This window comes from Pirellulales bacterium, from assembly GCA_035546535.1.
Taxonomy (GTDB): Bacteria; Planctomycetota; Planctomycetia; order Pirellulales; family JACPPG01; genus JACPPG01.
This window is the reverse complement of sequence record DASZWQ010000088.1, coordinates 26,548-53,454: the sequence shown is the minus strand read 5'-3', so window position 1 is coordinate 53,454 and position 26,907 is coordinate 26,548. Positions and strand designations below refer to the sequence as shown.

21 protein-coding genes are annotated in these 26,907 nt (G+C 63.9%); 13 read left to right on the top strand and 8 right to left on the bottom strand.

Annotation, left to right across the window (positions count from 1 at the left end; translation table 11 throughout):
- Positions 1–1,082 (bottom strand): hypothetical protein (locus tag VHD36_11670; GenBank protein HVU87971.1); only part of this gene is annotated, 1,082 nt, incomplete at its 3' end.
- Positions 1,083–1,157: 75 nt separating this feature from the next.
- Positions 1,158–2,861, bottom strand: coding sequence for a redoxin domain-containing protein (locus tag VHD36_11665; protein HVU87970.1), 1,704 nt, complete (start codon positions 2,859–2,861; stop codon positions 1,158–1,160).
- Between the two features lie 523 nt (positions 2,862–3,384).
- On the opposite strand from VHD36_11665, the gene VHD36_11660 reads away from it, so the two are divergent.
- The 6 genes from VHD36_11660 to VHD36_11635 all read left to right on the top strand — a co-directional run bounded on the left by VHD36_11660 (position 3,385) and on the right by VHD36_11635 (position 13,061).
- Positions 3,385–5,298, top strand: coding sequence for a CocE/NonD family hydrolase (locus tag VHD36_11660; protein HVU87969.1), 1,914 nt, complete (start codon positions 3,385–3,387; stop codon positions 5,296–5,298).
- A 145-nt stretch (positions 5,299–5,443) separates the two neighbouring features.
- Positions 5,444–5,968: a TlpA disulfide reductase family protein gene (locus tag VHD36_11655; protein HVU87968.1), complete on the top strand. Its 525-nt coding sequence runs from the start codon at positions 5,444–5,446 to the stop codon at positions 5,966–5,968.
- A gap of 68 nt (positions 5,969–6,036) precedes the next feature.
- Positions 6,037–8,238 carry a DUF1549 and DUF1553 domain-containing protein gene (locus VHD36_11650; protein HVU87967.1) on the top strand — a complete coding sequence of 734 codons (2,202 nt, stop codon included), beginning with the start codon at positions 6,037–6,039 and terminating at the stop codon, positions 8,236–8,238.
- Between the two features lie 276 nt (positions 8,239–8,514).
- A complete protein-coding gene (locus VHD36_11645) occupies positions 8,515–9,924 on the top strand; it encodes a DUF1501 domain-containing protein (protein HVU87966.1) in 1,410 nt (469 codons plus the stop codon).
- 71 nt (positions 9,925–9,995) lie between these two features.
- Positions 9,996–11,738: a cytochrome c peroxidase gene (locus VHD36_11640; protein HVU87965.1), complete on the top strand. Its 1,743-nt coding sequence runs from the start codon at positions 9,996–9,998 to the stop codon at positions 11,736–11,738.
- 132 nt (positions 11,739–11,870) lie between these two features.
- On the top strand, positions 11,871–13,061 hold the full coding sequence (locus VHD36_11635; GenBank protein ID HVU87964.1) for an acetyl-CoA C-acyltransferase: 1,191 nt from the start codon (positions 11,871–11,873) through the stop codon (positions 13,059–13,061).
- 136 nt (positions 13,062–13,197) lie between these two features.
- Here the strand turns inward: VHD36_11635 and VHD36_11630 are convergent, their stop codons facing one another.
- Positions 13,198–13,995 carry a DUF4142 domain-containing protein gene (locus VHD36_11630; protein ID HVU87963.1) on the bottom strand — a complete coding sequence of 266 codons (798 nt, stop codon included), beginning with the start codon at positions 13,993–13,995 and terminating at the stop codon, positions 13,198–13,200.
- Positions 13,996–14,389: 394 nt separating this feature from the next.
- Here VHD36_11630 and VHD36_11625 point away from each other — a divergent pair, with 394 nt between their 5' ends.
- Both VHD36_11625 and VHD36_11620 read left to right on the top strand, forming a co-directional pair.
- Positions 14,390–15,508 (top strand): LLM class flavin-dependent oxidoreductase, encoded by a 1,119-nt coding sequence (locus VHD36_11625; protein HVU87962.1) that lies wholly within the window; start codon positions 14,390–14,392, stop codon positions 15,506–15,508.
- Between the two features lie 2 nt (positions 15,509–15,510).
- A complete protein-coding gene (locus VHD36_11620; GenBank protein HVU87961.1) occupies positions 15,511–16,395 on the top strand; it encodes an amidohydrolase family protein in 885 nt (294 codons plus the stop codon).
- A 15-nt stretch (positions 16,396–16,410) separates the two neighbouring features.
- On the opposite strand, the gene VHD36_11615 is transcribed toward VHD36_11620, so the two are convergent.
- The 3 genes from VHD36_11615 to VHD36_11605 form a co-directional block, all read right to left on the bottom strand.
- Complete coding sequence (locus tag VHD36_11615) at positions 16,411–17,340, bottom strand: hypothetical protein (protein HVU87960.1); 930 nt, start codon at positions 17,338–17,340, stop codon at positions 16,411–16,413.
- A gap of 14 nt (positions 17,341–17,354) precedes the next feature.
- The gene (locus VHD36_11610) at positions 17,355–18,377 is read right to left on the bottom strand and encodes a hypothetical protein (protein HVU87959.1); all 1,023 of its coding nucleotides are present in this window, start codon (positions 18,375–18,377) and stop codon (positions 17,355–17,357) included.
- A gap of 113 nt (positions 18,378–18,490) precedes the next feature.
- The gene (locus VHD36_11605) at positions 18,491–19,270 is read right to left on the bottom strand and encodes an ABC transporter ATP-binding protein (GenBank protein ID HVU87958.1); all 780 of its coding nucleotides are present in this window, start codon (positions 19,268–19,270) and stop codon (positions 18,491–18,493) included.
- Between the two features lie 283 nt (positions 19,271–19,553).
- On the opposite strand from VHD36_11605, the gene VHD36_11600 reads away from it, so the two are divergent.
- Entirely contained in the window at positions 19,554–20,324 is a 771-nt protein-coding gene (locus tag VHD36_11600; protein HVU87957.1) for a site-2 protease family protein, read from the top strand.
- Positions 20,318–21,124: a hypothetical protein gene (locus VHD36_11595; GenBank protein ID HVU87956.1), complete on the top strand. Its 807-nt coding sequence runs from the start codon at positions 20,318–20,320 to the stop codon at positions 21,122–21,124. Before VHD36_11600 ends, VHD36_11595 begins: the two co-directional genes overlap by 7 nt.
- A gap of 599 nt (positions 21,125–21,723) precedes the next feature.
- Here the strand turns inward: VHD36_11595 and VHD36_11590 are convergent.
- Positions 21,724–22,710: a Gfo/Idh/MocA family oxidoreductase gene (locus tag VHD36_11590; GenBank protein HVU87955.1), complete on the bottom strand. Its 987-nt coding sequence runs from the start codon at positions 22,708–22,710 to the stop codon at positions 21,724–21,726.
- A 190-nt stretch (positions 22,711–22,900) separates the two neighbouring features.
- Between VHD36_11590 and VHD36_11585 the strand changes: the two genes are divergently transcribed.
- Positions 22,901–23,047, top strand: coding sequence for a hypothetical protein (locus VHD36_11585; protein ID HVU87954.1), 147 nt, complete (start codon positions 22,901–22,903; stop codon positions 23,045–23,047).
- A gap of 47 nt (positions 23,048–23,094) precedes the next feature.
- Here VHD36_11585 and VHD36_11580 read toward each other — a convergent pair whose 3' ends face one another.
- Positions 23,095–24,321, bottom strand: coding sequence for a threonine synthase (locus VHD36_11580; GenBank protein ID HVU87953.1), 1,227 nt, complete (start codon positions 24,319–24,321; stop codon positions 23,095–23,097).
- A 203-nt stretch (positions 24,322–24,524) separates the two neighbouring features.
- Here VHD36_11580 and VHD36_11575 point away from each other — a divergent pair, with 203 nt between their 5' ends.
- Complete coding sequence (locus tag VHD36_11575) at positions 24,525–25,946, top strand: DUF1501 domain-containing protein (protein HVU87952.1); 1,422 nt, start codon at positions 24,525–24,527, stop codon at positions 25,944–25,946.
- Between the two features lie 10 nt (positions 25,947–25,956).
- Entirely contained in the window at positions 25,957–26,889 is a 933-nt protein-coding gene (locus tag VHD36_11570; GenBank protein ID HVU87951.1) for a hypothetical protein, read from the top strand.
- Positions 26,890–26,907: the final 18 nt, after the last annotated feature.

The window sequence follows — 26,907 nt, the reverse complement described above, 5'->3', positions numbered from 1 at the left end:
AACGCGCGCGCCAAGGTCGACTTGCCGCTCCCCATCAAACCGCTGACGACCACGAGAAGCGGCCGAGAAAAATCGCGACCGTACTCGTCGGCCAGCCGGAGATAATCGGCCATTTCGCGCCGCGCTTCGGTTCGCGCGTCGCCGCTGAGTTGCTTTGCTCGCAGCGCCGCGACTTTGGCCCGTACGCAGGCGCGATAGGCTTGATAAAAATGCAGAAGCTGCGCGGGAGGCGCATCGCCGCAGCGCACCAGGCAGGCCGCGCGCACTTGCCGCCCGATCCGTCCCGCTCCCAACCGGTCGCACTCCATGACAAAAAACGACAACTCGTCCGCGACGTCCAACCGCCTGAGCCGGGCATCGAACTCCAGACAATCGAAAACCACCGGCGGCTCAGTCAGGCACACGTGCTCGGGCCGCAGATCACCGTGACCGTCGATGACGCGCCCGGATCGAACGCGCGCATTCAGCGCGGGCGCGTGCAAAGCAAGAAACTGCAACTGCGCCGCATGCGATCGTCGCACGCGCGTGAGCTCATCGTTTTTCGTAGCGGCCGACAGGTCGGCGCAATTCGCGCGGACGTGCGCTTCGAGCTCCTCACGATAGTCCTCAGGATCCACGGCCATGGCCGGCGCCGCCGCGTAGAAATCCCCTAGCACTTGCGCGAGGTCTGTGACGTCGCTCTCCGTCACAGAGCCGTCGCGCATCCGCATGTCCAGCATGCGCTCGGCCGGCAAACGGCGCATCGCGACGACCCAATCCACTGCTTCGCCGTCGCCACCTAGCGCCAGCCGGCCCGTGGCGTCGCGCATGATCGGCACCACGCCCAAGTAAGTATCGCGGGCCAGTCGGCGATTCAGCCGCACCTCTTCTTCGCAGGCATGCCGCCGCGCTTCGGCCGTGCTGAAGTCGACGAACTCGAAGCGGACCGGCTTCTTCAGCTTATAGACGACCATCTCTGTCAGAAACACGCACGAGATGTGCGTTTCGATCACCTCAACCTTGCGAGGTGCTTCCGGGTACGACGCCGGATCCGCGAGCATCGCGCGCAGCTCGCGGAAGATGTCCTGTTCGTTATCGGCCATGGCCAGGATCGCCGTTGTTCGCCGGCGGCGCGTGAAGCGCGCCCTGCTTAGCGCCGGCTCTACCTGCCGCCGGCTCTACTTGTCACCCGTCGACACGTCGTCGTACACCGGCAGCGTCGAAAAGAAGCCGATCATCATTTCTTCGAAGGCCTGGTCTCCCCAGCGTACTGCAACCTTCGGGTCAGGATTGGCCAGGTTATTCTCCGAGTTGTCGAAATGCGCCGTGCATTCCAGTACCGTGCCACGCGGCATCAGTTTCGGCTCGGCCAGTTCGTACCGCAACTGCCAGTTGAAATCATAATGCGGAACGTCGAGCAAGGTCTCGGTCTTGCCGTTGGGGTATTTGGCGATGTAGCGGAATGATTTACCCCGTAAATGCATGTGCGGAAGCATGGTCGCCAGCAGCGTATCACGATCGAACGTGTGCAGGGCCACGACCCGTTGGTCCTCCGCGCCGGGCTGAATGGTGAAGCGGCGGTTGGCGGCCGCCCCACCCCGGGCGCGCCGCTTGACCGTCTTCGGATCGGCGAATTTCAACCCGATGTAGCTGCGATCCTCTTGCCTGGTGCCGTTGGGCGTGTAGTGGACTTGAAAGATGAGCTTCGAGCCGGCCGGCACATAGGCGGCCACCCCCGGCGGGTAGACGCGCGCGCGGTCGCCGGGCGTGTAGCTGGCCAGGCCTCCGCCGCGACGAAAATCCAAGCCGACTTTTTCGCGGCGCGGCGGCGGTTGCACGAAGGCGATCATATGGTGCACCACCGCGCGATTGCCCGGCCGCGCCTCGGCGGCTTGCACCCACTTGTCTTCCGTGAACTGCGGGTCGACCACGAAGTACTGGTACTCCACGACCCCCTCGGCCGGCACCGTGTATGGTTCGTCGCGCATGTAGATCACCTGGTCGGGCTCGCACATTTGCCAGCCGGTGGGAAACGAGCGAGGCGGCGGCAAGTCCTTCGGGTCGCCTTGCGGGCAGCCGTTATCGACCCATTTGCCGAATAGCGCCTTTTCCTCGCTCGTCAGTCGCGCGTCGTTTGCGAAATGTCCGACCTCGGGATTGGCAAACCACGGCGGCATCCGCCCTTCGTCGATCACTTCGCGGATCATCGCCGCCCAGCCCGCAACTTCGTCATACTCCAAGAGTGAAAAGGGTGCGACTTCGCCGGGCCGATGGCACTCGACGCAATGTTGCTGGAGCAAGGGCGCGATGTGCTTGCTGTAGTTGATCTCGCCATGCGGCGCGACTTGAGCGACGCGGCCGATCAAGCAGCCCGACGCTTCGGTCACCGGATGGCTGACTTTTTTGCCTTCCAAGATTTCTTCGATGGCGCTGGCCAGGTCGCGGCTTCTGACCTTCGGCCGCGCGTAGCCCGATCCGGTGCTCAAGCCGAACTGGTCGTCGATCCGGCCGCGGTAGCAAACCTTCCGCGCTTTATCGAGCACGAAGACCTCGGGCACGCGTTCGGCGGCGAACTGGTCGGCCACGACATTGCCAGGGTCCTTTAGCAGCGGAAACGTGATCGAGCACGTGCGCACGTACGCGGCCATCTCGGCCAGCGCGTCTTGCTGGTTGGAATTGATGCCCAAGAAGGCCACGCCGCGGTTGGCAAACTCCTGCGAAAGTTGCTCGAGACGGGGTCCATACTGCCGGCATAGCGGGCATTCGTTGCCGAGGAAGGCAACGACGATCACGTCCTTATCGGCCAGCTCCGCGAGCGCAAACTTCTTGCCCCGGTAGTCGGAGAGCTCGAAGTTGCTGATCGCGCGCCCGATCGACGCCATCCGGCTGGCGTGATCCGCGTGTGATACTTGAGGCCAAGACGCGCAAAGCACTCCTAAGGCTGCAATCACTCCCTTGATTCCGCGCATCCAACCCCCAGCTCGATAAAGATAAAGACGCAGAGCCCGAAACCAATACGCCTGATCTGAACGAACACGCCGAGCACGAAACGAAATCCGACGAGAGGTCAGGCCACGAGAGAGCCTGCCCTTTGAGAGAGATCCCCCGCCGTAAGTGTAGCGGCTCACTGCCTGGCGCGGTATGAAAACTTTGCGAGATTTTTGACAATTCGCCGCAGGACGATCGCGAGCCGCTTTGCGTGTCACGCATCACGAATGAAACGCTTGCAATTCCCCTGTTTGACATTGCTCGCGCTGCGGCAATTCGTTTGAGTGCGAAGTAATTCCTCGTGCCTCGCGATCGCCCGCGCGTATCGTCCCGCAGGAAGTGCAACTACGATTGATGCGGACGGTCCCTGCCGTTCTCACTCCCGTTTTTTCGGTCCCCATTCGCGGAGTCGCTGAGATGCTGCCCCGAAGCTACCGATTGCACGACACACACCGACGGGGGGTGCGCGATCTGGTTTATCTCGCCGCATTGCTGACGATCGTGCCGGCAAGTGCGCCAGCGCGCGAGGCTGAGTTCGATGCCGCGCCGGCCAAGACGTTTATGGTGCCGATGCGCGATGGCGTCCGCCTGGCCACCGACGTTTATCTGCCAGCACGCGACGGAAAACCGGTCGCCGAGAAACTCCCCACGATTCTCACGCGCACTCCCTACGGTCGCACCGGGTCGGATGGCTTGGGGAAATACTACGCCCAGCGCGGTTATGCCGTGATCGCGCAAGACACGCGCGGCCGCTACGATTCCGAAGGGGTCTGGCACATGCTCACCGACGACGGCCCCGATGGCGTCGATACGGCCCGATGGATCGTCGACCAGCCGTGGTCCGACGGTCAGATCGGCATGTTCGGCACGTCTTACGTGGGCGGCACGCAGCACGCCCTGGCGATGGCCGATTGCCCGGCGCTGAAAACCGTCATCCCGGTCGATGCGATGTCGAACCTGGGCTATGCCAGCATGCGCAACGGCGGCGCTTTCGAGCTGCGCTTCTGGAATTGGATCTTTTCGATCGGCGGCCCGAGCGGCAGCCGGCAAGCGCGCGATCCGGCCACGGCGGCAGTCCTCAAGGAAATGATGGCCGACCGGCGGCACTACCTGCTGAATCTGCCGCTGCGCCGCGGCGCCACCCCGCTCAAGCTCATCCCGGAATACGAAGACTGGCTGGTCGAGGCGATGAAGCATGGCGCCAACGACGCATTCTGGGCGCAAAACAACATCATCGATCATCCCGAGACCTATCGTGACATGCCGGTCTACCTGGTCGGCGGCTGGTACGACTCCTGGGCCAGCAACACCACGGCCAATTACCAGACGCTCAGCAAGCGGTTGAAGAGTCCCGTCTATTTGATCATGGGTCCGTGGACGCATGGTGGACAGGGTTCCCACGCCCACGGGCAGGTCGACTTTGGCGCCGAGGCCGCTATTGCCGACCCCCTGGCGTGGCGCTGCGAGTGGTACGATCATTGGCTCAAAGGGCGCGAGAACGCCGTCGGTCACGACGCGCCGTTCGCCACGCCCGTGCGCATCTTCGTGATGGGTACAGGCGACGGGCACAAAACCGCTGACGGCCGCGTCCATCACGGCGGTACCTGGCGCGACGAGCACGAGTGGCCACTCGCGCGCACGCGCCCGACCAACTACTACCTGACAGCCGGCGGCAAACTATCGACCGTCGCCCCCGAGACCAAAGCGGCGTCAACCAGTTTCGAGTTCGATCCACGCCACCCGGTGCCCACGATCGGCGGCAATATTTCGTCGGGCGACGGCATATTGCTGGCCGGCGCTTGGGACCAGCGCGGCGGCAAGCAATTCTGGAATGAGCCTGAGCCGATCCCCTTATCGGCGCGCAATGACGTTGTTGTGTTTCAAAGCGAACCGCTGGAGGCCGACACGGAAGTCACCGGCGAGCTGACCGTACGCCTGTGGATTTCCTCGTCGGCCGTCGATACCGACTTCACCGCCAAGCTCGTGGACGTGCATCCGCCCACGACGGACTTTCCCGCCGGGATCGACATGCTCATCGGCGACGGCATCTTGCGGACGCGCTTTCGCGATTCACTTGCCCGCGAGGAGTTGATGCAGCCCGGCACGATCTACCCGGTCACGATCCGGCTCTATCCGACTTCGAATGTCTTTCGTCGCGGGCATCGCATCCGGGTTGATATTTCGAGCAGCAACTTCCCCCGGTTCGACGTCAATCCGAACACGGGCGAGCCGCTCAACGATCACCGCCGTTACGTGACGGCGACCAATACCATCCATCACGACGCGGAGCATCCTTCGCACATCGTGCTGCCGGTCATTCCGGCGAAGTAAAAGCTATGGCGGCAGCGGTGCTTTTCACGGCCCAAGCCCCATTGCGTTCCGCGGCCGACGACGACTTGTTCTTGTGATCGTCCGGCCGGGAACGTACGATCAAGGAACCCGCCCTGCACCCCACCGATTGCGCGAGGAGGAGACCATGGGACGCAACTTCAGCGTCCGCACGCTGCTCACGGTCGTCGTGCTCGCCGCGCTGTTTTTCCTGCTCATTCGCCGCCCGATCGAGACGAGCAGTAAGTTGCTCGCGCCCGGCGAAATGATGCCCGAGATCGTGACCGATGGTTGGCTCAACGAGCCAGCGCCCACGGCCGAAGAACTGCGCGATCATATCGTGGTCGTCGACGTGTGGGCTTACTGGTGCGGCCCTTGCCGCGAGGCATTGCCCGCGATGGTGGCCGCCTTTGAAAAATACAAAGATCGCGACGTGCGATTCATCGGCCTTACGATGGAAGGGGGCGACAAAATCGAAGACACGCGTGCGGTGATCGACAGCGCTCACGTCCCCTATCCCAACGGATACGGGGCCGTGGCAACCATCGGCAAGCTGGGCGTGACCTATATTCCTGCCGTGTTCGTCGTCGGCCGCAACGGCCGGATCGTGTGGAACAACGACCGACCGGGTACCGTCGAAGAAGCCATCGAATCGGCCCTGGCCAAGAACTGATGCTTAACCGCGCTCTGCCAATTCGCACGTGCCCTTGCACAGCGTTTCGCGGCCTGACGGCTTGCGCGTTGGCGTTGCTGTGCGCGGGACTGCTGCTGGGCAACCACGCCCGGGGCGAAGAAATCTCCTTTCGCCGGGACGTGATGGCCGTGCTCTCCAAGGCGGGCTGCAACCAGGGAGTGTGCCACGGCAACCAGCACGGCAAGGGTGGCTTCAAGCTCTCGCTGCGCGGCCAGGATCCTGAACTCGATCTCACGGCGCTCCTGCGCGATCAAGACGGGCGGCGCGTCGATCGGATCGCCCCTGAGCAAAGCCTGCTCCTCGCGAAGCCGACCATGCAAGTGGCGCACGAAGGAGGCCGGCGGTTTGCCGTCGACTCGGACGAATACAAGATTCTGTGCGCGTGGATCCGCGCCGGCGGAACTGACGACGACGCCACTTCTCCGCCTTTGCAAAAAATCGAAGTCACGCCGCACGAACAAGTGCTGATCGAACCACAGGAAAGCGTGCAACTGCGTGTCGTCGCGCAATTTGCCGAAGGCTCGACGAGAGACGTGACGGGTTTGGCGGTCTACGATCCGGTCGACCGCATCGCAACCGTCAGCCACGACGGACTCGTCGAGCGCCAGGCGTTCGGCGAGACCACATTGGTCGTGCGCTATCTCGACCGCCAGGTGGCGGTGCCGCTGGCGTTCGTGCCGGCCCGGCCCGAGTTCGCATGGCCTGACCCGCCGGCTGCGAATTTCGTCGACCAGCGCGTGTGGGAAAATCTGCGGCGATTGCGCATGACGCCGTCCGCGTTGTGTGACGACAGTACCTTCGTCCGGCGGGCGTTTCTCGACGTGTTGAACGTGTTGCCCACCGCGGCAGAAGCCCGTGCATTCGTCGAAGACCAGCATTCCGAGAAGCGCCGCGTGCTGATCGATCGGCTGCTCGCACGACCCGAGTTCGCTCAAGCCTGGGCACTCAAGTGGTCGGACCTGCTGCGCAACGAGGAAAAGACGCTCGATCGCAAGGGGGTGCAGGCGTTTCATCATTGGATCGAACGATCGATCGCCGAGGGGAAGCCGCTGAACGAGTTCGCCCGCGAGCTGATCGCGGCCCGCGGCAGCACGTATCAGTCGCCCGCTGCAAACTTCTATCGAGCGCTGCGCGACCCGATCAGCCGGGCCGAGGCGACGGCGCAAGTCTTCCTGGGCGTCCGGCTTCAGTGTGCCAAGTGCCACAACCATCCCTTCGAGCGCTGGACGCAAGACGACTACTACGACTGGGCCGAGCTGTTTGCCCGCGTGCAGTACAAGATCCTCGACAACGACCGCCGCGATCGGAACGACTCGCACGAGTTCGATGGCGAACAGATCGTGTGGATGGCCGCGCAGGGAGACGTGACCAACCCGCGTACCGACAGTGCCGCCGCCCCGCGCTTTCTGGGACAAGCGGCCGCGCTTGGTGAATCCGCAAATCAGGACCGGCTCGAAGCGCTCGCCGCCTGGGTGGCCGCGCCGGACAATACACTCTTTGCCCGCGCGCAGGTGAACCGCATCTGGTACCACTTAGTGGGGCGCGGCATCGTGGAACCGATCGACGACTTTCGCGACACGAACCCGCCGAGCAACCCGCCGCTGCTGGACGAGCTTGCGCGTGATTTCGTGGCGCACGGCTTCGACCTGCGCCACACGATTCGTACGATCATGAACTCGCGCGTTTATCAGCTCGCCAGCCGGCCGAACGAGACCAACGAGGACGACGAGCGCAGTTTCTCGCACGCGCTTGTCCGCCGGCTATCGGCCGAACAATTGCTCGACGCGATGCACCAGGTGGCCGGTGTCGCACCGAAGTTCAACGGCTACCCCCTTGGCATTCGGGCCGGCGAAATGCCCGGCGTGCTGGCCGTGCGTGTGCGCGAGGAACGGCCCAGCATGGACGACCATTTTCTCACGGTTTTCGGCAAGCCGCCGCGGCTGCTCTCCTGCGAATGCGAGCGCTCGACCGGCACGACGCTCGGCCAGGCCTTCCAGATGATCAGCGGCCCGCTCGTCAACGACCTGTTTTCGCGCGACGAAGGGCGTTTGGCCCACCTGGCCGGTGATGGGCGGACCGCGGCCGAGCAGGTGACCGAGCTCTATTGGGCAGCGCTAGCCCGGGCCCCCGCGGACGAAGAGCTACAGGCGACGGTAAAATACGTCGAAGCTGCCGCCGATCGGCGACAGGCGATCGAGGATATCGCCTGGAGCCTGGTGAACGCGAAAGAATTCTTGCTCAGGCACTAACGAGCGGGCAGTCGGCAGCGGGCAGAGGGCAGTGAAGAGAAAATAGTAGTCGGTAGTCGGTAGTCGGTAGTCAGTAGTCAGTAGTCAGTAGTCGGTAGTCAGCAAAGAAGACGCCTCGTTGTATTAGGATTTAGCCGCCGGGCTTGCCCGGCGATCCCCACCAGCTAGTGCGTGTGAGAAGTGGGTGCCACTGGTGGCTTGTCCACCAGTGCCGAACAGAATGACAGCTCGCCATTCGCAAATTGCTTTGGCTCTCAGTAACGGACCGTCGGACGAATGAACGAATCTCAACAACGCGCGAGCTTCGCCTGCGGCGGTTTCCAGTCCCTGCGCGCTTCGCGCCGTCAGGCGCTCGCAATCGGCGGCGCGGGGCTGCTCGGCCTCAACATGCGGCGCGTGCTGCGCGCGGCGGATAAGCCGGCCGGCCCGCCCGCGCGCGCCAAAAGCGTGATCTTTCTCTACCAGTTCGGCGGACCGAGCCATATCGACATGTTCGATATGAAGCCCGACGCTCCCGAGGCCATTCGCGGTCCGCATCGCGGCATCGCGACCCATGTGCCGGGCTTGACGATTTCGGAGCATTTGCCCCGCCTGGCCCAGGTGATGGACAAAGTGACGCTGGTGCGCAGCGTTCACCACCCGATGAAGAACCATAACTCGGCATCGTATTACGCGCTGACCGGCCATGCGCCGCCGTCGGACGATATCCGCCTGCGCGACACGCTCGAATTGTTTCCGGCTTACGGCTCGGTGGTCGATCGCCTGTTGCCTGGCGGCGACGAGATGCCCTCCTTCGTCGCTTACCCGTACGTGATGCGCGACGGTGAGATCACGCCCGGTCAGCACGCCAGCTTCCTGGGCAAGGGGCACGATCCACTGCTGATCACCGAGGATCCGAATCGCAAGAGCTTCCGCCTGCCGGAACTCAGCTTGCCCAAGAATCTGTCGGTCGATCGATTGCACGACCGCCGTGAAATCCAGCAATTGATCGATCGCCAGTCGCACTTGCTCGATTACTCGGCCGAAGCCCGCGGGCTGGACTCCTATTACGAACGAGCGCTGGCGATGCTCGACTCGTCGCGTGTGCGTCAGGCCTTCGATCTGGCGAGCGAACCGGACGACGTGCGCGAGCGCTACGGCCGCACCACCTACGGCCAAAGCTGCCTGCTGGCTCGGCGGCTGGTCGAGTCGGGCGTGAAGTTCGTCAACGTCTATTTCTCGAACACGATCGGCGGGCAAAGCAACAAGTCGGGCGGCTGGGATACGCACGGTTTCAACAACACGCGCATGTTCCCCATCATCGAACAGTTTCATCTGCCGCTTACCGATCGAACTCTGCCGACGCTGCTGACGGATCTCGACGAGCGCGGCCTGCTGGATAGCACGCTGGTGGTGTGGATGGGCGAATTCGGGCGCACGCCGAAGATCAACGAAAACATCAGCCGCGACCACTGGCCCGGCTGCTACACGGTGCTCTTGGCCGGCGGCGGCGTGCGGCGCGGCTTTGTCTACGGGGCCAGCGACAAAAATGGCGCCCGCCCGGATCGCGATCCTGTCCGCCCCGACGATCTGGCGGCCACGATGTTCCACCTGCTGGGAATCGATCCGCAAACCGAGGTACACGACGCAAATGATCGACCGCTAGTGATCGCGGCCGGGAGTCCGATCGCGGGGATCATTGCCTGAGACGCGGTCTTGAAATCTGAATCGGGTGCCACGGGTGGCTCGCCACCAGTGCCGAACTCCAGAAAGCTGAAATGCGTTGGCAAGTCTTTCTTCGCGCGATGCTCGTTTCGCTGGCCGGCCTGGCCGCGTGCGGCGCTCGTGCCGCCGCCGACCTGGCGACGCATCTGCGGCGGCCCACGGCGCTGGTCACGGCGGAGGACGACACGATCCTGTACGTTGCCAATCGCGCAAGCGGCAGCATCGCGACGATTGATGTCGCGGCGGGCGAGGTTGTAGCTGAAACCGACGTCGGCCGATCGCTCGTTGATCTCGCGATCTCGCCCGACGAACAGTTCCTGTTGGCCCTCGATGAGGCGGCCGGCGAATTGCTTGTGCTCACTCGTGAGGCCGATGGCCCGCAGGTTGCCTCGCGCGTGGCGGTTGCCGCAGCGCCGCAAAGCGTGCGGCTCTCGCCCGATGGTCGGCGCGCATTTGTCGCGTCGCATTGGGGGCGAGCGGTCACGGTCGTCGATCTAGCAGACTTCGCGCACCCGAAAACCGTGGCCGCGATCTCGCTGCCATTCAACGCCCGCTGCCAATGCCTGGTGGACGACGGCGGTCGGCTGGTCGTCGCCGATGCCTGCGGCGGGTCGCTCGCGGTGATCGACGTCGCGTCGCTGCGCATCGTCTCCGTGCGCGAGATGGTTGGTCATAACATCCGCGGCCTGGCGCTTTCGAGCGACGGGCGCACGCTGCTCGTGGCGCACCAGATTTTGAACAGCCACACCGAGACCTTGCAGCGGAACGTCTTCTGGGGCGCCGTTCTCACGAACGTGGTCCGCGCCGTGCCGATCGATGCCGTCACGACCGCCGCCACGGAGCCGCTGCCTGTGGCCGGCACGCAAACGATCGGCGGATTGGGAGCGGGCGCCGGCGATCCGGCCGGCATCATCAGCACCACCGCGGGAGATACCATCGTCGCGCTCTCCGGTGTGCACGAGGTGGCGCTGCGGCGTGCCGGCCAGTTTGGCTGGCAGCGCGAGCGCGTCGGTCGCCGCCCCACGGCCCTCACCCTTTCCTCGGATGGCAGCCGCGCGTTCGTCGCCAACACGTTCGGCGATTCGGTATCGATCGTGGACGTTGAAGATTTCCGCGTCGAACGAACGATTTCCCTCGGCCCTCGTCCGGCTCTGACCTCCGCCGAGCGTGGCGAGCATTTGTTTTACGACGCCCGGCTGTCGTTCGACGGCTGGTACAGTTGCCACAGCTGCCACACGGATGGGCATACCAATGGCCTCACGAGTGACAATTTCGGCGACGGCTCGGCCGGAGCGCCCAAGCGTGTGTTGTCACTCTTTGGCGCCGCGGAAACCGGTCCCTGGGCCTGGAACGGGCACGTCGCGCAGCTCAACGAGCAGATTCACAGCTCACTCGAACGCACGATGCGTTCGCCGAAAGCTTCGGCCGAAACTGTGGCGGCGCTGGGGGCCTTCGTGCGCACACTGCCAGCGCCGCCACGCCCGAAGCTGTCCGAGGCCGACGCGGCGCTCGCGGACCGCGGCGCGCTGGTGTTCGATACGGCCGGCTGCGCCGCGTGCCATCAACCTCCGACCTACACATCGGCCGGTTCGTACGAGGTCGGCATGACCGACGAACTTGGGCACGATCGCTTCAATCCACCTTCGTTGCGGGGAGTGCGCTTTCGCAGCGCCCTGTTTCACGATAATCGGGCCGCGTCGCTCGACGACGTCCTGCGACGCTTTCGTCACGGGCAAAACTCGGCACTGTCGGACGAAGAACTGGCGGCACTTCTGGCATTCCTGCGCAGCTTGTGACGCTGCGGGCCGCTTGAACCACGTCGGCGGCCCCGTTAGGCTGGCGGTTTCGTACGATATTTCGTCTCGGCCTCGCCAACTGGCGCAGGCACCGAGCGTTCCTGCAAGTCACCTTCACGCCCAGGTGCCAAAATGCGAGAAGCCGTCGTCGTCGCCAGCAGCCGCACGCCACTGGCCAAATCGTTTCGCGGATCGTTCAATCTGACCCGCCCTGACGACCTGGCGGCGCACGTCATTCGCCATGTGGTGGCCAAAGTGCCGGCGCTCAAGCCGGCCGACATCGAAGACGTCGTCTTGGGGTGCGGCTATCCCGAGGCGGCGCAGGGCATGAACGTCGCCCGCATCGCGGCCATTCGCGCTGGCCTGCCCGTCACGGTGGCGGGCGCAACGGTGAATCGCTTCTGCTCGTCGGGCTTGCAGTCGACGGCCATGGCGGCCCACGAGATCCTGCACGAAGGGGCCGACGTGGCCATCGCCGGTGGCGTGGAAAGCATCACCATGACCGCGCACATCAAGCCCGACCTGAATCCCTGGATCGTCGAGCACAAGCCGGCACTGTACATGGTCATGGGCGACACGGCCGAGGTGGTGGCCAAGCGCTACAAAATCAGCCGGCAAGCGCAGGATGAATATTCCTTGCTCAGCCAGCAGCGCACGGCTCGCGCCCAGCAAGAGCATTTCTTCGACGAAGAGCTGGCGCCGATGAAAGTCACGCGCGGCATCCTCGACAAGAAAACCGGCGAGGTCGTCGGCCGCGAAGAGCACACGATCGACCGTGACGAGTGCAACCGGCCCGACACGACGCTGGAAGGACTGGCCGGGCTGAAGCCCTATTTCGATCCCAATAGCGGCCAGGGAACCGTGACGGCCGGCAACGCTTCGCAACTGTCCGACGGCGCGAGCGCCACGCTGCTCATGACGCGCGAAAAAGCGCAAGCCCTCGGCATCAAGCCCAAAGTCGCTTTCCGCGGCTTCGTCGTGGCCGGCTGCGAGCCGGACGAAATGGGCATCGGCCCTGTATTCGCGGTACCGCGATTACTGTCCCGGCATGGCCTGGCCGTCAAGGATATCGACCTGTGGGAGCTGAACGAGGCCTTCGCCGTTCAAGTCATTTATTGCCGCGACCGGCTGGGCATCGATCCCGAGAAACTGAACGTCAACGGCGGCTCGATCGCGATCGGACATCCCTTCGGCATGACCGGCTCGCGCCTTGTCGGCACGCTGGCCAACCAGATGCAGCGCCGCCAGGCCCAGTGGGGCGTCGTCACGATGTGCATCGGCGGCGGTCAGGGGGCCGCGGGCCTGTTCGAACTGGTTGATTGATCGGCCATTCGATTCAAGAGGCGACGCGGCGCGTTCGGGACGCCGCGGTCAAAGCAAAAAGGCAAAGGGCCGCCCTGCACCGTGGGCAGCCCTTTGCGTGTGAACCAGAACGCAGGCGCAAAGGGGGGTACCGCGACTAGCGCTCCGCGCCCTGGCTTTGTTGCTTCATGAGGTTCTTCGCCATCTGCAAATGCCCCTGGGCCGCTTGTTCGCCTGCGGCGATCGTCTGCTTTAGCTCAGGCGAAGCGTGGCGCTGAAACACGGTCATGGCGTCGACGACGTACATGTGCGCGCCGATTTGCATGCCGATATAGCACTCGTCGAATTCCTTGCCGCTCTTACGATCGAGTTCCTGGAGCGCCGAGGCGAGGCACTGGTCGGCAAGCTCGCGCTTGAGCCCCAACATGCCCCCCTGAGGCCGCCCTTGACCAGCTCCCAGCGCAGGCGCTTGTCCGGGAATCTCACCCTGCTCGGTGACGCGGGCGACTGTACGGCGAACGGGCTCCGACTGTCCGGCGCGCGGAACAGTGTTACCTTGAGCCTGCTGCGGCGTCTGATTATTCGTCGCCGCACTTGTCCGCTGAGCGCCCTCCTCGCGCTGCGCCTGACCGCCCGTAAACGGCCGCAAGGCATCGTTCAACTTCTCATGATCGGCGATCATCTTCTGGGCGAATTGCTTGACGTCCTCGCTGGTCGCCTTTTGCATCGCGAGTTTTGCCACCTCGATTTCGTTCTCGTTATCGAGAATCAACCATTCGGCGAGGAAAGCATCGTGATTTTCCCTCTGGCCTTGCTGCGGCGCTTGTGGCTGACGAACCGGTTGATTCGGGTTTGCGCGACCTGGTTGTCGTTGGGCCAACTGGGCGACAGCGATCGCGGGCAGGGCCAGGCAACAAATCGCTGCGACGATCGGCCATTTCGTGTGACACAACATGACATACACTCCATTCAAAAGACGGAAAACACGACTCTCGCACGCCTGCAACTAACGCTAGTTACCGACAATCGCCTTGCTCCGGCGCGACTGGCCATCGTGCGCAGAAGCGGTGAAGGGCGCCAGCCCGCAAGTGGCGCGCCAATCCAGCCTTTTGACCGTGGGGCGGTGCTCGCCGCGAATCGAAACGGCCACTTCGCTGCGATCCCCCTCTCGCCTCCGCCGGCTTACCAAAATCCCCTCTCTGTACTAGCATCGCGCGCGCCGGAACGAGAGAATAACGGGAATTGTTTGGCACCCCCTGCGCGAGCCATGATGCGTTGCCAGGTTCGTGTCCGACATGTTCGCTCTGGCGGCGGGCTCCTACGCGAAACTTTTTCCAGGAGACTGATACATGGCGAGTGCCGCGATTCCCATGAAATACGGCATGTTCATCATGCCGTTTCATCCCCCCACCAAGTCCTTGAGCCAATGCCTGGACGAGGATCTGGAGCTCGTGGTCCGCGCCGAAGAGCTCGGGTTCAGCGAGTTTTGGATCGGCGAGCATCACACGATGAAATACGAGCCGATCACCATGCCCGAGATCTTCATCGCCCGGGCCTTGGCCGAGACGAGTACGATCCGCCTCGGTCCGGCGCCGGTCTGTTTGCAGCAGCATCATCCCGCGCACGTCGCCTGCCGGTTGGCGATGCTCGACCACATGTCGCGCGGCCGGATCAATCTGTGCTTCGGTCCCGGCAGCGTCACGAGCGATCAGGAATTGTACGGCGTCGAACCGAAACTAGGCGGCGAGATGAGCGACGAGGCGCTCGACATCGTGCTTTACCTGTGGTCGAACGAGCCTCCGTACCGTTACGACGGCAAGTACTGGAAGATCGACCTGCACAAAACCGTCGATGAGGAGACGGCCATCGGCTACATTCCCAAACCGTTTCAGCGTCCCGCGCCGCCGATCGCGGTTCCCGGCATGAGCCGCAACTCGCCGAGCATGAAATCGGCCGCGCGGCGCGGATATCAGCCCTTTGCCCATTGCCTGATCGCCGGCAATGTCGTGGCCGACATCTGGAACACCTATGCCGAGGCCGCCGAGCAGCACGGCCGCGTTGCCGATCGCGCCGACTGGAAAGTCTCGCGCTCGATCTTCCTGGCCGAGACCACCCGCGAGGCGCAAGAACGGGCACGAACCAACTCCCTCGGTCGCAATTACCAGTACATCGGCCGCTTGTTCGACAAGGGGCTCGGACGCAAGCTCTACAAGCGCGATCTCGACATGAGCGACGCCGACTGCAATCTCGACTATCTCATGCAGGAGCAGATCATCGCCGGCGACGTCGACCATGTTCTGGATCGTCTGCTGCGATTGATCGACGAGACCGGACCCTTCGGCACGCTGGTTCTGATGGGCTACGATTGGGACGACAAAGCCAGCTGGGTCCGCAGCCAGGAGTTGTTTGCCCGTGAGTTGATGCCGCGGTTGAACAAGGCACTGGGCGCAGTCCCTGTTGCCAACTGACCATGCGCATCGACGCCCACACGCACATTTGGCGCGCGGTAACTGCGCCGCAGGCCGCGACGATCGTCAGCGGCCAGTGCGACGTAACGGTCGAGTTGCTGCGCGCGTATCTCGACGAGCACCAGATCGACCGCGCCGTTCTCGTCCAACCGGTTTACCCGGGCACGGACAATTCGTATGTGGCAAACTCCGCCGCCGCGGACTCCGGCCGCCTGGCCTCGGTCTGCGTCGTCGATCCGCGCCGGCCCGACGCGGCCGACCAGCTGCGCTATTGGGTCACCGAGCGCGGCTGCCGCGGCCTGCGCATGCGCCCGCGCGTCGCGGACGAAGCCGCGGCATTTGGCCATGCGGCGACCTGGCCCCTGTGGGAGGCGGCGCGCGAACTGGGCGCCGTCGTGAGCGTGCTGGCCGGACCCGAGCACTTGCCGACGATCGGCACGCTGGCCGAGCGATTCGCGCCTGTGAACATCGTGCTCGATCACTTCGCTCATCCACGCCTGGCTGAACCGGCGCCGGAAATCGCCGGGCTGCTCGCACTTGCCCGGCTCCAGAACGTACACATCAAGACGAGCGGCCACTACTATTTCAGCGACGAGCCTTATCCGTATCACGATTGTCGCCGCTTGGTGACCGCGGTCTTCGATGCCTTTGGCCCGGACCGATTACTGTGGGGAAGCGATTTTCCGCACGTGCTCTTAAAATCGGGCTACGCGCGCAGTTTGCGGCTCGTCGGGAGCGCGCCGAAGGGTCAGATCGCGACAGCGGCACATGATGCCGCAAAATCCGATGCGAGCGTCGACCTGTTTTGCGGACGCCTCAGCGCGGCCGACCGCGATAAGATCCTCGGCCGGAATGCTGCGCGCCTTTATTGGCCGGCTGAAAGATAACCGCCCCGCGCGGGTTCATTCCTCCTCGCTGGCGCTCGCATCCTTTGACAACTTGCGGCGGAACGTGCGCACGTTGTCCTGCACGACCAATGGCAATTTCGAGCGCAGAAAGTTCTTGCCGTGGAACCAGGCCTCGGGCTCGTCAAAGGCGATGTGGCATTCGACGAACAGCGCGCCCGCCGGTTCGGCCAGCTCGGTCATTTTCATATACCCGCCCAGGCCGGAATAGGGCTTTGCCGCTTCGACGGTCAACTTCCCCTGCGGATCGCGCGCCAGCGGACTCCAGGAATTCGGAAACTGCTTGTCGTCGCGAAAGTGGTCGTCGAGCACTAGCGCCGCGATCACCGAGTGCGCGCGTTTCTCGCGCACCGCAAAGCCGACGCCGCGTAGTTGCACGCGATTGAGTATCGGCAGATCGAACCGCACGTAGCTTTCTTCGCGCCGAGCGTTCTTTACCGGTTTCAAACCGCGTGACTGCAACTCTTCGCTGGTAAGAGCCCGCGCCATCGAGTCCGCGTCGTCCGCGCGGCCCGATTCCTGCGCGCCCGCCAACTGGCCGAACAGGTCTTCTTCGATGACCGTGCTCAATTGTCCGTAGGCAACAAAGCAAAAATCGACGTGCTGGCCGCGCCGGCGGCCGGCCGCGTCGTCGACGGCGCCGATCTCCAGCGAAAACGGCGCCACGACCGATTTCCGCACGAAGCGATCAAGCGGATACTTGCCCGCCGCCTTGCGCAGCGCCGCTTGCTGCTCGTCGGGACTGAGTCCGTCGGGCATCTGCGGCGCGGGCAGCGTGGCAATTTCTCCCGACTCAAGCCGTACGCCCCGGCCGATCAGTTCCTCGACGGTTTCACTGGCCAGGGCGGTAGCCGGCCCGCAGCACGAACCGGCCGCGAGCCATGCGATCAGAAAGCACGGCCAGAAACTGCTGGTCATTCGCTTCATGCGATGGCTGCTTCCTATAGGTCTCGTGCTTGGGCGCGGCGATTGCGCATTTGTGCCGACGGTTGGTCCGATCCACGCGTACTCGCGTTGCGCAGCAATTCTTCGAGGTGTGTAACGTCGGCCGGAGTCTTAAGCGCGCTTTCGGCGGACTCTTGAAGTGCGGCGCTGGGCACAATGGTTTCCCCCGGCGGAAGATCGATCAGCGCGAATGCCTCTTGCGCCGGCAGGCCGAAAACGAACCGCCGTCGATCGACATACAGCTTCCGATCCTCTTGCACGCCCGGCGACAGCTTTCGAATCTCGTCGGCGGCCAAATGATAAGTGCCCTGGGCGTCGCGCTGGAGCGCCCAGATGAACGTCGTCAGCCGCCCATCGCTCGGCGAAACGAGTAGCGCATGCCGATGGAAGACGTTGCGGTTCTCTCCCGCCAGGCGCATGATCGCGGTCGCGTCGAAGACCATCATCGTCGGCGTGCGTGCTACCTGTAAGGCCTGGTCCAGGCAGGCCTCGTTGCCCGAGAGTGCGTTCTCTTCCATCAGTCGCAAGTCGGCGCCCAGCTTTTGCTGCGTCTTGCTGGAAACGATGACTTCGCGGCCCTTGATATCCATCGCCAGCCCCAGGGCGACCTCGCCGAGCTGGAACTGCGGCGGCTGCGCGTGATCCTGCACGACGTTGGCCAGAATCGTCAGATGAAACATCGACACCAGCCGCGACAGCATGCCCGAGACGCGATCCGTGTCTCCCTCGGCCACCCGCGGCACCCCGTGCAAAACCAGGTTGCTCCAGCCGGCCGGACGTTTGGTGATGATCGTCCCCGGCTCGATCCGCGGCATTTCGTGCACGTTCAGATCGACTGATCCGGGCGTGGCCGCCTGGGCTTGCTCAGCAGCGGCCGGCAATACCGTCAGCATTTCGCGACGCGAATCCGGCGTCGGTCGGGCCAGCTTCAGCCACAGCGAGTATCCGCCGACCAGCGCGGCCAGCAGCAACAAAACCGGCACCGCCAGAATCAGGGATTTTTTGCGACTGAGGGGCATGGCCAGCTCCGGCTGACGATCCGCGCGCCGGAAGCGCCGGGCGCGTGCCTCCAGTATACCGATCACCCGCCGCGGGGTCCGTTTTCGGCTCGTGTCCGAATGTGTCTGGGGGCTCATGAGCGACGCTCGTCCGAGACCATGCGTCCATCGCAGATGTGAATCAATCGTTCGGCGCGCTCGGCCACGCGCGAATCGTGCGTCACGACCACGATCGTCATCTGCTGGCGACGATGCAGATCGACGAACAAGTCCATGATGTCTTCGCCCGTCTTGGTGTCGAGCGCTCCGGTCGGCTCATCGGCCAAAAGTAACACCGGATCGTTGGCCAACGAGCGAGCGATCGCCACGCGCTGCCGCTCACCGACTGACATGCGCTGCGGCAGATGGCGAGCGCGATGCCCGATGCCTGCCCGATCCAACAGCTCCGCGGCTTTCGCGGCGCGCTGCTGCGCCGGCAGTTCGCTCTCGAACATCGGCACCTGCACGTTCTCCAGCGCCGTCAGCATGGGCAGCAAATGAAACGACTGAAACACGAAGCCGATCTTCGCCGCCCGCACGCGATCGGTATGGCGCAGCCGACTGGTGGGCAGGCCTTCGAAATGCAGCTCCCCGGTGGTCGGCGTATCCAAAAGCCCGAGGATTTGCAGTAGCGTCGACTTGCCGCTGCCGCTGGGGCCCATGATGGCCACGAATTCGCCGCCGTGAATCGACAGGTCGATGTCTGCGAGTGCCGCAACTTGACCGTCAGGGTATATCTTGGCGACCTTGTCGCAGCGCAACAGTTCGTCACGAGGGGCGTCGGACGTGGTCATGCAATTCTGGCGGGGGCAGGTGGCCAATGGCGCCGGCTCGTGCCGGTCCTCGCGCTGATCCACAATCAATGCATTGGCCATGTCGCGATCTCGCCCACGGTCGGTATGTTTGCCGCAGGCGAGATCCTGATGGATCGTTTCAGGAGGCCAACGAGCAATTTAGCAAACATAGGACGCTCCAGGGCTTAGTCAAACCTGACCAGATAGTTCCATAACGTCGCCTAACCCTCGACGAATTCCGCCCTTGCGCCGCGATACAACCCACAGTATGCTGAAACGCGGCCGAGACCGGCCGAGGACGCCACACCGCCCAAGGACGTAAGCCCGGCAACGAATTACCTTCTGACATACAGGACAGGCTCACGTGTTTTTTGTCGAACCGCCCCCGTCACAGTACGATTTGCACTTTCGTGTGGCCGGCGTGCCGGTGCGCGTCCATCCGATGTTCTGGCTGGTGACCGTCCTGATGGGCCTGGGCCGTGACGGCGATCCGGTCGAGGTTCTGATGTGGGTCGTGGCCGTGTTCGCGTGCATTCTTGTCCACGAGTTGGGGCACGTCCTGGCGTTCCAATATTACGGCATGAGCGCGCATGTCGTCTTGCACGGCTTTGGCGGCCTGGCCATTCCTAGCGCGGGACGGTGGGGGGGCGCGGGCCGCACGCGCGAGACATGGTTGGCCGATACCGTGATCTCGCTGGCCGGGCCGTGCGCCGGCTTTCTCTTCGCCGGCGTGATCTTCCTCGGACTCGCGCTGGGGGGCCGCTCGCCCGAGATAGCCGTTGATCCCGACCGACTGATTTACATGCTCTGGCAGCCCTTTCCCGCGCGGAACGTGAACGTGCTCCTCTGGTACATGCAATTCATCAACATCTTCTGGGGCATCGTCAACCTGCTGCCCGTTTTTCCGCTCGATGGCGGCCAGGTGTGCCGGGCCGTGCTGGGGCGGTTCGATCCGCATCACGGCCTGCAGCAATCGCTAATGATCTCGATCGTCACCGCGGCCGGCATGGCGGCGCTTTGCTTGCTGCGCTTTCACGCCAACTTCGCCGCCATTTTCTTCGGCTACATGGCTTATCAGAATTACACGCTGCTACAGCAAATCTCGGGCGGCGGCTTTGGCGGGGGGCGATGGTAGCCGACGGCGATTCGATTGCATCTCCGGGCCTGCCGGCGCGGCGTGTCGTTCTCCTGGGCGCGAGCAATCTCACCCGCGGCATCGCCACCGTCGTCGATGCTTGCCACCGGCAGTGGGGCCGGCCGCTCGACTGCCTGGCGGCGCTAGGCCACGGTCGCTCGTACGGCACGCGTAGCACCGTGCTGGGGCGGACGCTGCCGAGCATTCAAAATTCACGGCTGTGGTCGGCGCTCGACGAGCGGCCCGCCGCGCCCACGGCGGCGCTGGTGACCGATATCGGCAACGACCTGATGTACGAGGCGCCGGTCGACAAAATCGTCGAGTGGGTGACGGCCTGCCTTGATCAGCTTGCCCGGCATGAGGCGCGAATCGTCATGACGCGGCTGCCGGTGGCCAATATCGATCAGGTGCCGGAATGGAAATTTCGTTTCTTGCGCCGCTTGATGTTTCCGCTCGGGCGGTTGCCGTACGCCACGATTGCGGCACGTGCCCATGAGTTGGACCAGCGGTTGAGTGAACTGGCGGCCCGCCGCGGCATCGCGCAGATCGAGCAAAACACCGCCTGGTACGGCTGGGACCCGATCCATTTCCGCTATAGCGCCTGGCCCGAGGTGTGGCATCGCATTCTATCCGGTTGGAACGAAACCGAATGCGAGCAAGCGGCCGGCAATCCGCCCGTGTCGCGGCTCTTATACTTGCGCTCGCGGACGCCCGATCAGCGTTGGCTGTTCGGTATCGAGCAGCGTGGCCCACAACCCTGCGCGCGGCTCTCCGAAGGGACAACGCTGTCGTATTACTAGTCTAGTGGTTGCGTCGCGCCTTGCCCCTCACCCTACCCTCTCCCTGGGAGGGAGAGGGGTAAAGGAACTCCGACCGCATCGCCGGCCGCGCATAATACCCCTCCCTTTCAGGGAGGGGCCAGGGGAGGGTAAAGCGTTGAGGCGGCAAGAGCGTTTCCACGCCGGTCGCTTCCGCAACAGATCAGTGCAAAGCGCGTCGTTCACAATGCACTCGTCGTTGCGTCACGCCTTGACCCTCACCCTACCCTCTCCCTGGGAGGGAGAGGGGTAAAGGAACTACGACCAGATCGCCGGCCGCGCATAATTCCCCTCCCTTGCAGGGAGGGGCCAGGGGAGGGTAAAGCGTCGAGGCGGCAAGAGCGTTTCCACGCCGGTCGCTTCCGCAACAGACCAGTGCAAAGCGCGTCGTTCACAATGCACTCGTCGTTGCGTCACGCCTTGACCCTCACCCTACCCTCTCCCTGGGAGGGAGAGGGGTAAAGGAACTACGACCGCATCGCCGGCCGCGCATAATTCCCCTCCCTTTCAGGGAGGGGCCAGGGGAGGGTAAAGCGTCGAGGCGGCAAGAGCGTTTCTAGTCCGTGTGCCACCTCGTGTTCTCACCGGTCGAGCGGCATCTTCGATGCCGTGAGCATCGTCTCCAGCACCGTGATGTCGTGATCGTAAGAGAAGTCGGGCTCTTTCTCGCCGCGGATGAGCTTCGCCAGGTCGGCCATGTCGCCGACGTAACGCGGATACTCGCCGAAGCGGATTTCCTGGTACCCCTTTTTATAATCGCCGCGCGGCCGGGATAGTGCCAATTGCACATTCGGCTCGTCGAGCGGCTGGACGTGGCAGGTTCCTTCGGTGCCGCACACGACGAAGTGTCGTCGCGCGCCCCCTTCGACTTCCATCGCGCTACTTTTCACCGAGGCGATCGCCCGCGGATATTCGAGTACCGCCAGCGTGTTATCGGCCAGGCGATCGTCGATCGGCGCCACATGCTGCAAGAACGACGTGACCCGCGCCGGCCGCCCCATCAGGCCGATCACCAGGTCGATCAAGTGGCAACCCTGCTCGAACATCATGCCGCCGGCGAATTCGGCGAACGCCCGCCGCGACGGCGGGTTCACAACCTTGCTCATCACGGCGTGAATCTCGAACGGCTCGCCCAGCGCGCCTTGCTTGACCAAATCACGCATGAGGAGGATCGCGGGGCTGTAGCGATACATGTAGCCCAGTTGCACGACCAGGTGCTTGCGCGCGGCCATATCGAGCAGACGGCGAAAGCGCGGTAGCGATGCCCCGCCCGGCTTCTCCAAGTGCAGATGTTTGCCGGCCTCGATCACGCGCTCGCCGGCCGCCAACAAGTCGGGCACGTTGGTCTCGACGGCCACCGCCGTCAGGCCGGGCGTATTGAGCAACTGCTCTTCCGCAACAAACGGCAGCCCTTGATACGCGGCGGCTCCTTGCGCGGCGGCAGCGAGCTTTTGATCCGGTTCGGCGACGCCCACGACCTCGAAATCAGCGTTTGCGCGCAACGCCGCGAGCTTGCCGGCGGCGTGCGAGTGTCCGGTTCCGATCAGGCCGATTTTGATAGGTTCCATGATTCTGTGCTTTCGAGCAATTAGCGATCTGGGGCCGCCGGCTGAGGCAAAAACCATCCACAAAGCTGCTGGCCGCCGGTCCGCCGGTGGTATAGGCTTATGCTAGCGGAGCTACCTTGATTTTGCTTGCAGACTTTTGCGGCCGGAGGAATTGGGCACCGACGCCCGCCTCGGCTTCCAGGGACGAATCATGTCGGGAACGCTCTCAGGAACGTTCATTGCCGCGGCCATCGTCCTCGGTGTCGGCATCATGGTTGCCCTGTCGGTCGCCGTGGCGGTCCGCCCCGCCGACCGCCGACGACGCGACAGCGAAGGGCCGCCATCGGGCACCGTGTGAACGATCGCTCTCGCCACGGCTACACAATCAGCGTGGATAGCAGACGGCTATCCCTGCGCGATTCGCTCCCAGTCCAGCGGTGCGTCCTTGTCGATGCGCGGCAGCTCCACAGCCATCGCTTCAGGATATTTCTGCGCCGCGCCCGTGTTGAAGACCACCACGCGCTCGTCCCGTTTGATCCAGCGCTCGGCGGCCAGCTTTTCGACCGCGCCCAGGCAAGCCGCCGTCTCGGGACAGATCGCGATCCCTTCGCTCGAGGTGCCTAGCGCCATCCAATAGCGCAAGCGTGCTTCATCGACGGCCACGGCCAGACCGCCGCTTGAGCGAACGGCATCGAGGATCATGAAGTCACCGACCGCCGCCGGCACGCGAATGCCGCTCGCCACGGTTTTGGCATCGGGGAATGGTTCGGCGAAGCGCGCGCCCGCTTCGAAGGCCCGCACGATCGGCGCACAGCCCGACGATTGCACGGCCACCATGCGCGGGCGGCGCGTCTCTTCCAGCCAACCCAGCGCTGCCAGCTCCTCGAAGGCCTTCCACATGCCGATCAGGCCGGTACCGCCTCCGGTGGGATAGACAATCACGTCGGGCAGGCGCCAGCCGAACTGCTCGGCCAGTTCGAGCCCCATCGTCTTTTTTCCTTCAATGCGGTACGGCTCCTTCAACGTCGACATATCGAACCAGCCAAGATGCTCCTTCCCTTCGCGCACGATGCGGCCGCAATCGGTGATCAGCCCGTTGACGAGAAAGGTCTTGGCGCCCGCCAGCCGGCATTCGAGCTGGTTAATCACGGGCGTGTCTTGCGGCATGAAGACAAAAGCGTCCATGCCTGTCCGGGCTGCGTAAGCGGCCAGCGCGCCGCCGGCGTTGCCGGCCGTGGGAATCGCCACGCGGCGCAAGCCGAACTGGCCGGCCATCGTGATGGCCATCGCCAGGCCGCGGCTCTTGAAGCTGCCGGTCGGCAGCCGCGACTCGTCCTTGATGTACAAGTTTTCCAATCCGAAACGATGCCCCAGCCGGCGGCAGCGCAAGATCGGCGTCATCTGCTCGCCGAGCGAGACGATCCACTTCTCATCAGCCGGGGGGAGCAGCTCGCGATAGCGCCACATCGTGGGTGGGCGCTCGGCCAGATCTTCGCGCGTCACGGCCTGTCGCACGGCGTCCAGGTCGTAACGAACCCACAGCGGGCGATCCTTGTGCAACGTTTGCGGCTCGTTGGCCGGAAGCTGAGTGCCATCGATGGCACTTTCCAGATGTGTGACAAAACAAGGCATTACGAAACTCGGGGAGGGAAAGAAGCTTGATTCGGATGTTTCGGCAGGAGATCGCTTTGTAGCTCGTCACGGTCTTTGTGCCAACCAGCGACCGCGCCTCCCTGATGCATTCTCGTCCGTTTATGGGTACAATCCGGGGGCCGCTTGGATCCTGCCCGACGATTGCCGCGCGACAGACCGATTCCCGCCCCAGGAGCGCGACCATGCCCGAGAGTCGTCCGCCTTTCGGCCGTTTGCACGCTGACGAGCACCAACGTGCCAACACGGCCAACCCGATGCTGCCGCCGCGCGCCGACACAATCCGCTGTGGTTCGCGCCGCTGGTTTTTACAGACGGGAACAGCCGGCCTCGCGGGGCTCTCGCTCGTCGATTTGCTCAAGCATCGCGCGGCGGCCGCCACGGCAACGAATGCAGCAGCGCCGGCGGGTCGCAGCGACAAAACATCCGTCATTCTTCTCTGGCTCTCGGGCGGTCCCAGCCATATCGACATGTGGGACCCCAAGCCCGACGCTCCCCAAGAAATTCGCGGCCCCTATCAGGCCATCGACACGCGCGTGCCAGGCATCCAGGTGTGCGAACATCTGCCGCTGACGGCGCAGCTCATGCCGCGGCTGTCGATCATTCGCTCGGTCGATTGCTCGGCCAGCAACCATACGCCCATCACGATGCAAGCCGGCAATGCGCTGGCGCGCCGCAGCGACGATGGCAACGATGGGCAAGGCTATCCGTCGATGGGCTCGATCGTCGCCCGGCTGCGCGGCCCCAACGCGCCGAATCTGCCCGCCTTCGTCGGACTGGCCGATAGCTGGAAGGCCGACGTGTGGGGCGCCGGGCACATGGGCAACAACTTCGAACCGGTCAACGGCAAGGAGCTGCCGGGCCGACTCGCCATGCCCAAGGGAATCGCGGTCGATCGGGTGCGGCATCGCGACGCCCTGCGTCACGAGTTCGACCGCTTTCGCCGCGACCTCGATTTGTCACGGGCGATGGACAGCGCCGATCGCTTTTCGCAGATGGCCGTCGACATGGTCACCAGCGAACGCGTGCAACGGGCCTTCGATCTATCGCAAGAAGACCAGAAGACGCGCGACGCCTACGGGCCGGGCAGCCTGGGCGAGAAGACGCTCCTCGCGCGGCGCCTGGTCGAGGCCGGCGTCACGTTCACCCTCGTCAGCGGCAAGTGGGGATATTTCGACCATCACGGCGACGAGGTCGTATGGGGCGGCATTCAGAAGGGATTGACGCCGATCCTGCCCGTCGTCGATCGCGCGCTGTTTGCCTTGATCAACGATCTCGAGGCGCGCGGCCTGCTGGATTCGACCCTCGTTTTGATGATGGGAGAATTCGGCCGCACGCCGGTGATGACCGCCACGGCCGGACGCGGCCACTGGACGAACTGCATGTCGATGATCGTGGCCGGCGGCGGTTTACCGATGGGCCAGGTCATCGGCAGCACCGATCGGCGCGGCTACGACATCGCCGAAGCTCCCGTGCGGCCGGCCGATCTGGCGGCGACCGTGTTTCGCCATCTCGACATCGACCTCGACGCGCAGTGGGTCAATCGTCAGGGACGGCCGATCCCGATCGTCACCGAGGGGGGCCGGCCCATTCCGGGGCTGTCCTAGGCGTTTGCGTATGGATGCACGCCGGTCGTCTGCACTCTCGCTGCGCCGCATCATCGCACTGCTGCTTTTGGCCGCAGCGGTAACAACGATCGTGGCGATTCGCCATTTCGTGATCGGCGGACGAGTATCCGGCGGCAATGCGGGATCGCAGTCCGAGCAAGATCACGCGCGCCATCGACGGCCGACGGCGAGAGAATCGTTCGCTGCCCTGTTGGCCAACGAACAACCGCGGCGATTATTGCGGATGGTCGCGTACGACCCGACCACACAAGCGCAACTATCGATCGCGCAATTGAAATCCTTGGGCAAGCCTGGCCAGCAATTCACCTTCGTGGGCGACTATGACGAACTGCGCGGCTGCACGGTGGCCGAGGCCATTTACAAGCTGGGTGGAAATCTCGATCCCGGCCAGCACGTTTCGGTCATTATTTTTCCGGCCGGCGAGCGACCGCTGTTCGCGGCCAGTGCCCGCGGACTGCTACAGGTCATCGCTCGGGTGGAGAAATTCCTTGAGGACGCGGCGCGCGGGCCGAATTTCTTACCCGCGAATCTCGACGAGCGTCTGAGCGAGCCGGCCCGCGCCGCGCTCGACGACACAAGTCCCACGGCGGGAACCTGGAAAAGCTATCAGCGGTTTTATCACGAGTATGCCACGGCGGTCGCTGAAATCCGCGCCGCCCGCTGCTCCGTGCTCGATCATATCGGCTCGATCGATGCCGACTGGCACCCGCTCGGCTACGCGCAAGCGATCGGGGCGCCGTATGGCGATGCGCCCACGTTAGCACTGGATTTAGACGGAAAGTCGCTGCCGGTGCCGGACTTCGGCGCTCGGGTCTTTCTCGTTGCGAACGCCGCGCTTGCCGAACTGACGGGTCAGTGCCTGCTCGACATTACGGATCCCGGACGAGAGCGGCTGCCGGATCTGGACCCGGCCGTCGACTGAGCCATTTTGCCCCCGCCT

Coding starts and splice junctions, on each gene's coding strand:
- VHD36_11570 (HVU87951.1), top strand. CDS start 25,957: ATGGATGCACGCCGGTCGTCTGCACTCTCGCTGCGCCGCATCATCGCA.
- VHD36_11620 (HVU87961.1), top strand. CDS start 15,511: ATGCGCATCGACGCCCACACGCACATTTGGCGCGCGGTAACTGCGCCG.
- VHD36_11610 (HVU87959.1), bottom strand. CDS start 18,377: ATGCCCCTCAGTCGCAAAAAATCCCTGATTCTGGCGGTGCCGGTTTTG.
- VHD36_11590 (HVU87955.1), bottom strand. CDS start 22,710: ATGGAACCTATCAAAATCGGCCTGATCGGAACCGGACACTCGCACGCC.
- VHD36_11630 (HVU87963.1), bottom strand. CDS start 13,995: ATGTTGTGTCACACGAAATGGCCGATCGTCGCAGCGATTTGTTGCCTG.
- VHD36_11655 (HVU87968.1), top strand. CDS start 5,444: ATGGGACGCAACTTCAGCGTCCGCACGCTGCTCACGGTCGTCGTGCTC.
- VHD36_11580 (HVU87953.1), bottom strand. CDS start 24,321: ATGCCTTGTTTTGTCACACATCTGGAAAGTGCCATCGATGGCACTCAG.
- VHD36_11640 (HVU87965.1), top strand. CDS start 9,996: ATGCGTTGGCAAGTCTTTCTTCGCGCGATGCTCGTTTCGCTGGCCGGC.
- VHD36_11635 (HVU87964.1), top strand. CDS start 11,871: ATGCGAGAAGCCGTCGTCGTCGCCAGCAGCCGCACGCCACTGGCCAAA.
- VHD36_11585 (HVU87954.1), top strand. CDS start 22,901: ATGTCGGGAACGCTCTCAGGAACGTTCATTGCCGCGGCCATCGTCCTC.
- VHD36_11615 (HVU87960.1), bottom strand. CDS start 17,340: ATGAAGCGAATGACCAGCAGTTTCTGGCCGTGCTTTCTGATCGCATGG.
- VHD36_11595 (HVU87956.1), top strand. CDS start 20,318: ATGGTAGCCGACGGCGATTCGATTGCATCTCCGGGCCTGCCGGCGCGG.
- VHD36_11575 (HVU87952.1), top strand. CDS start 24,525: ATGCCCGAGAGTCGTCCGCCTTTCGGCCGTTTGCACGCTGACGAGCAC.
- VHD36_11660 (HVU87969.1), top strand. CDS start 3,385: ATGCTGCCCCGAAGCTACCGATTGCACGACACACACCGACGGGGGGTG.
- VHD36_11645 (HVU87966.1), top strand. CDS start 8,515: ATGAACGAATCTCAACAACGCGCGAGCTTCGCCTGCGGCGGTTTCCAG.
- VHD36_11665 (HVU87970.1), bottom strand. CDS start 2,861: ATGGCGTCGATCGGGCGCGCGATCAGCAACTTCGAGCTCTCCGACTAC.
- VHD36_11605 (HVU87958.1), bottom strand. CDS start 19,270: ATGGCCAATGCATTGATTGTGGATCAGCGCGAGGACCGGCACGAGCCG.
- VHD36_11625 (HVU87962.1), top strand. CDS start 14,390: ATGGCGAGTGCCGCGATTCCCATGAAATACGGCATGTTCATCATGCCG.